The organism is Pseudomonas sp. NFACC42-2 (assembly GCF_900116055.1).
GTDB classification, from domain to species: domain Bacteria; phylum Pseudomonadota; class Gammaproteobacteria; order Pseudomonadales; family Pseudomonadaceae; genus Aquipseudomonas; species Aquipseudomonas marginalis.
Window position 1 is genome coordinate 156,142 of the sequence record NZ_FOZO01000011.1, and the last position, 6,045, is coordinate 162,186.

General features: G+C 63.7%; 4 protein-coding genes. 3 read left to right on the forward strand and 1 reads right to left on the reverse strand.

Annotated features, from left to right (window positions below):
- Positions 1-31 precede the first annotated feature (31 nt).
- Positions 32-1,237 carry a multidrug effflux MFS transporter gene (locus tag BM416_RS20180; protein WP_092489230.1) on the reverse strand — a complete coding sequence of 402 codons (1,206 nt, stop codon included), beginning with the start codon at positions 1,235-1,237 and terminating at the stop codon, positions 32-34.
- 100 nt (positions 1,238-1,337) lie between these two features.
- Between BM416_RS20180 and BM416_RS20185 the strand changes: the two genes are divergently transcribed.
- The 3 genes from BM416_RS20185 to BM416_RS20195 form a co-directional block, all read left to right on the forward strand.
- Positions 1,338-2,444, forward strand: coding sequence for an efflux RND transporter periplasmic adaptor subunit (locus BM416_RS20185; RefSeq protein ID WP_092489231.1), 1,107 nt, complete (start codon positions 1,338-1,340; stop codon positions 2,442-2,444).
- A 2-nt stretch (positions 2,445-2,446) separates the two neighbouring features.
- Positions 2,447-5,530 carry an efflux RND transporter permease subunit gene (locus tag BM416_RS20190; protein WP_092489232.1) on the forward strand — a complete coding sequence of 1,028 codons (3,084 nt, stop codon included), beginning with the start codon at positions 2,447-2,449 and terminating at the stop codon, positions 5,528-5,530.
- Between the two features lie 110 nt (positions 5,531-5,640).
- Positions 5,641-6,045 (forward strand): hypothetical protein (locus BM416_RS20195; RefSeq protein ID WP_139237766.1); only part of this gene is annotated, 405 nt, incomplete at its 3' end.

Genomic DNA, 6,045 nt, shown 5'->3' on the forward strand with positions numbered 1-6,045 from the left:
GCCCCGAATAACTTGGACAAAGTGTGACAACTCAAGCCGCCGCGACCTCTGCGGTACGGCGCTCACGCAACAGATGGAAGGCCACGAACGCCGTCACGGCAAAACACGCCTGGATCACGATCATCGGTGTTGCACTGCCGTCGCGCAGATGGCTCAGTAACAGGCCGCTGCAGGTCGCGCCGAACATCTGCGCAAAACCCATCAAGCCCGCCGCCAAACCGGCGCGGTGAGCGTTGGGCATGACCCCACCGGTCACAGACCCGGGTAATACCAGGCCACCGCCGAGGGTCGCCAGCGCAATGGGAATATCCAGGCCCAGCACCGACAGACCAAACAGCGCATAAATCACCAGTGCGGCAATCCCGCCCATGGCCACCAGCGTCACGCCCATCGCCACAATCCGTTGCGGCCCCAGGCGCTGGATGTTGCGTCGGGTGTAGGTGGAACCGATGATCAGCATCGACACGATCAGGCCAAAATTGATGCCGTACTCCAGGCTGCTCAAGCCCAACAAATTGATATACACCGCCGAGGAACCGGCGATCACCGCGAACATGGCGCCATAGGTACACGCCAGCGCCACGGCGAACGCGCGGTACGGGCGGCCCTTGAGCAGGTCCAGGTATTGCCCGCCGAGGGTGCGCCAGTGGCCGGCCTTGGGGTCTAGGTAGTGGTTGCTCTCGCGGAAGAACAGCAGCGCCAGCAACAACACCCCACTGCCAATCGCCAAGGCCAGCAGGATCGGTGCCCGCCAGCCCAGCAGCTTGATCAGCAGGCCGCCGACCATCGGGGCGACGACGATGGCGTACAGCATGCCGATCATGGTCAGCGCCAGCGCCGGGCCCGCCTCGGCCTTCCACACGTCACGCACCACGGTGCGCGCCAGTACCAGCGCAGCGCAGGCGCCGAGGCCTTGCACGACGCGAGCGGCGATAAATTGCGGGATGTCATTGACCAGCAGCATCGACAAGGTCGCCAGCACATACAGCAACAGCCCGCCGATCAGCACCGGACGACGGCCGATACGGTCCGACAGCGGGCCAAACAGCAGTTGCCCCAGGCCAAAGGCGGCGACAAACGCCGACAGGGCCATCAACGCCGAACCCGGTGGCGCCAACAGGGCGTGCTCGATCAGGCCCAAGCCTGGAATGATCAATTGGGTCGAGACTTCACCCAGCGCCGTCAAGGCCACCAGTAAAAACAACAAACTTCGCGATGGGGCCGGGGCGTTCGACATGGGGATTATCCGAGGCTGGATTTATTTATATTTCGACCATAATATGCGTAAAAAATTATGTCCATAATTTTTTGCCCAATGGTAATCCCCGGAGCCCGACATGATCCCTCTCCCCCCGCGCCTTCTCACGCCCCTGGCCCTGTTGATCGTCCTCAGCGGCTGCAACAGCCAGGCCGACACCGCCGCCCAAGCGCCGCAACCGCGTCCGGTACTCGCCGCCAAGGTCGAAGCCGCCGGCACTCAGCAAAGCGCCTATACCGGCGTGGTGGCTGCGCGTACGGAAAGCGACCTGGGCTTCCGGGTCGGCGGCAAGGTCATCGAACGCAAGGTCGACCCCGGCCAGCATGTCTCCCGTGGCGACACCCTGCTGGTGCTCGACATCGGTGACTTCGAGCTGGCCCTGCGTTCGGCGAAAAACCGCGTCAACGCCGCCCAGGCCCAACTGCGCCAACGCCGCGACGATGAAAACCGCTACCAGCGCCTGGCCAGTACCGGTGCCGTGTCCCGGCAGATCTTCGACCAGTCGGCGACTAACTTGCGCGTGGCCGAGGCCGAGTTGGCCGCGGCGCAATCCGACGCCAGTCAGATCGAGAACCGCCGCACTTATTCGGTGCTCAAGGCCGATGGCGACGGCATCATCACCGACGTGCGGGTGGACCGCGGCCAAGTGGTCGCCGAAGGGCAAATCGTCGCGCGCCTGGCCCATGACGGTGCCCGCGAAGCCATCGTCAACCTGCCGGAAAACCAGCGCGACCAGGCCGCGCAAAAAGCCCTGGCCTTCCCCTTCGGCGCCCCGGACCAGGCGGTGACGGCGACCTTGCGCGAACTGTCGGCCAGCGCCGATCCCACCACCCGCACCTACCGCGCCCGCTATGTGCTGCACGGTAACGTCGAGCGCTTCGCCCTCGGCTCGACCATCACCGTGCGCCTGCAAGGCGACGGCCAGGCGCAACAAACCCGCGTACCCATCGGTGCCTTGCACGATGCAGGGCAAGGCACCGGTGTGTGGTTGATCGGCGCGGATAACAAGGTCAGCTTCGCCGCCGTCAAGGTCGCCAGCCTCGGCCAGGAAGACGCCCTGCTCGACAGCGGTGTGAACCCCGGCCAGGTCGTCGTCGCCCTCGGCGCGCACCTGTTGCACAGCGGCGACGCGGTGCGCCTGTTGCCCGCCCAAGTACTGGCCCTCAACCGCACACAGGACCAATGAGCATGCGTGGCATCAACCTCTCGGAACTGGCGGTCAAGCACCGCGCAGTCACGCTGTTTTTGATCATTGCGATCCTCGCCGCCGGGATCTTCTCGTTCGGCAAACTGGGGCGCGCCGAAGACCCGTCGTTTACCGTCAAGGTCATGACCATTACCGCCGCCTGGCCCGGCGCCACTGCCCAGGAAATGCAGGAGCAGGTGGCCGACCGCCTGGAGAAGCGCCTGCAGGAACTGGACTACTACGACCGCGTCGAGACCATCGCCCAGCCGGGCTTTGTGTCGATGCGCATGACCTACAAGGAGTCCACGCGCCCCAGCGAAATCCAGGAGCTGTTCTACCAGACGCGCAAAAAACTCAGCGATGAAGCCGCGAGGCTGCCCAGCGGGGTGATCGGGCCGTTCTTCAACGATGAATATTCCGATGTGTACTTCGCCCTGTACGCCCTGGAGGCCGAGCACTTGCCCCATCGGCAACAGGTGCAGATGGCCGAGGAATTGCGCCAGGGCCTGCTCAACCTGCCGGGGGTGAAGAAGGTCAATATCCTCGGCGAGCAGGCGCAGCGGATTTTTGTCGAGTTCTCCTATGAGCGCCTGGCGACCCTGGGGATCAAGCCGGAGCAGATCTTCGCCGCCCTCGCCGCACAGAACGCCGTGGCCCCGTCAGGCTTTGTCGAAACCGCAGGCGCGCGCGCCTATATCCGTATCGACGGTGCCTTCGACAGCCTGGCGCTGATCGAAAACGTGCCCCTGGAAGTCAACGGTCGCGTGCTGCGCATTGCCGATGTGGCCAGCGTCAGCCGCGGTTATGAAGACCCGCCCAGCTACCGCATCCGCCACCAGGGCGACCCGGCGCTGATGCTCGGCGTGATCATGGAAAAGCACTGGAACGGTCTGGAGCTGGACAAAAGCCTCAAGGCCGAGGAAGCCCGGATCCAGGCGGACCTGCCGTTGGGCGTGAACTTCGCCAAAGTCTCCGACCAGGCGAAAAACATCAGCCTGGCGGTGAATGAATTCATGCTCAAATTCTTCGTCGCCCTGGCGGTGGTGATGGTTATCAGCCTGCTGGCCCTGGGCTTTCGCGTCGGCCTGGTGGTGGCGGCTGCGGTGCCGCTGACCTTGTCGGTGGTGTTTGTGATCATGCTGCTCACCGGGCGTGAGTTCGACCGCATTACCCTGGGCGCGCTGATCATTTCCCTGGGCCTGCTGGTGGATGACGCCATCATCGCCATTGAAATGATGGTGGTGAAACTGGAGGAAGGTTTTGACCGGATTCATGCGGCCACCTTCGCCTGGAGTTCCACGGCGGCACCGATGCTCACCGGTACGCTGGTGACGATCATCGGTTTTCTGCCGGTGGGGTTTGCGCGGTCCGGTGCGGGGGAATACGCGGGGAATATCTTCTGGATCGTCGGCTTTGCACTGATCTCGTCCTGGCTGGTGGCGGTGGTATTCACGCCGTATCTGGGCGTAAAGTTGCTGCCGCAGATCAAGCCGGTGCCCGGTGGCCATGACGCGATTTACGCCGGGCGCTATTACCAGAAGCTGCGTGATTTGGTCGAAACCTGCGTACGCAGGCGGTGGCTGGTGACCGGGTTGGTGATCGCTGCCTTTGTACTGTGCGTACTGGGCATGGCCGTGGTGAAGAAACAGTTCTTCCCCAACTCCGACCGTTCCGAGCTGATTCTTGAGGTGTATATGCCGCCCGGCAGTGCCTTCAAGAGCACCGAGGCGGTGGCGGCGCAGTTGGAAAAGGCGCTGCTGCAAGAGCCGCAGACCAGCATGGTCGACACCTATGTGGGCGGTGGCGCACCGCGTTTCTTCCTGTCGCTGAACCCCGAAATGCCGGACCCGGCGTTTGCCAAGCTGATCGTGCAGACGCCGGACTCTCACGCCCGCGACGCCTTGAAGCTGCGCATGCGTGAGCGAATTGCGGCCGGTGAGTTTCCGGCGGCGCGGGTGCGGGTCACCCAATTGCTGTTCGGTCCGCCGGTGCCCTTCCCGGTGGTGTTCCGCGTGTCCGGCCCGAATGTGGAGGTGCTGCGCGGCGTGTCCGAGGACGTGCGCAAGGTCGTCGCCGCCAACACGCTGACCAAGGACGCCTTTCTCGATTGGGGCGAGCGCACCAGCGGTTATCGCCTGGTGCTGGATCAAGACCGCCTGCGCCTACTGGGTTTTACCCCCAACGAGGTCAAATCCCAGCTCAACGCCTTGCTCAGCGGCAACCCGATCACCGAAGTGCGTGAGGGCAACCGCACCGTGTCCGTGGTCGCCCGCGCCCAGGGCAACCAGCGCGAGAACCTCGGCAACCTCAACAACATGACCCTGACCAACAGCGCCGGCACGTCGGTGCCCCTGGCCCAGGTCGGGCAGTTCCAGGCGGTGATGGAAGAACCGATCCTCAAGCGCCGCAACCGCGCGAGCACCGTGGAAGTGCGTGCCGACATCATCGACGGCGTGCAACCGCCCGACGTGGAAATGGCCGTGTACAAAGACCTGCAACCGCTGATCGCCCGACTGCCGGCCGGTTACCGGATCGACATCGGCGGCCCGGTGGAAGAAAGCGCCAAGGCCAATGTGGCGCTGGCGGCGCTGTTCCCGATCATGATCCTGCTGACCCTCACGGTGATCATGTTCCAGGTGCGGTCCTTCGGCGTGATGTTCATGGTCTTCGCCACCGCGCCGCTGGGCTTGATTGGCGCGGTGCCGACCTTGCTGCTGTTCAACCAGCCGTTCGGGTTCAACGCGATCCTGGGCTTGATCGGGATCGGCGGGATCCTGATGCGCAACACGTTGATCTTTACCGACCAGATCCGCCAGAACCAGGAGCAAGGCATGGCGATCCACGCGGCGATTGTCGAGGCCACGGTGCGGCGCGCGCGGCCGGTGATATTGACCGCGCTGGCGGCGGCGCTGGCGTTTATTCCGCTGACGTTGTCGGTGTTCTGGTCGTCCCTGGCATTCGTGCTGATTGGCGGGGTGCTGGTGGGCACGGTGTTGACGCTGTTGTTTCTGCCGGCGCTGTGCAGCCTGGTGCTGGGGCGGGAGAAGACAAAAATTGTCGAAACGCCCCACGTAAGCGCCGGATAAGCACTACTCCCCTGCCCTGAAAACCGCTGCAAAGTCCCTCGCCTGAATACACAGTGCGAGGGATTGCAGATGGTGGTTTTCGTTAAAGCCCCGGTTGAAGGGGCTGTTTCATGATCGAGGTGACCCGCCAAGCCATTGGCTACCTGGTGCTGGCCGCCATGGATTCAAAGACGCGGGACGTCGAATCCGTTCTCAGCGACTTCGGGCGCTGCCTCAATACCTACGAGACCTGGGCGGAAAGCTTCTTTAGCTTTTCGGCCCTGGATGTCGAACAGGTCTTCAAGGTCGGGGATGACGTGGCGCTCGTCGCGCCGATCAACCGCGCCATCCTTCCCAGCAGCACCGTTGCCACGTGCCCGGCCAGTGGCACCCTGACGCTGGTGCATATGTTCCAAAGCGCGCGCTTCGTGCCCATCGGCGACACGCCGGTGATGCTGCAGCGCGTCGATCCCAATGGCGGCCCGTTGGGCGAGCCGATCCACAAGACCATCGGCCCCAGCGGCATCCTCGAAATC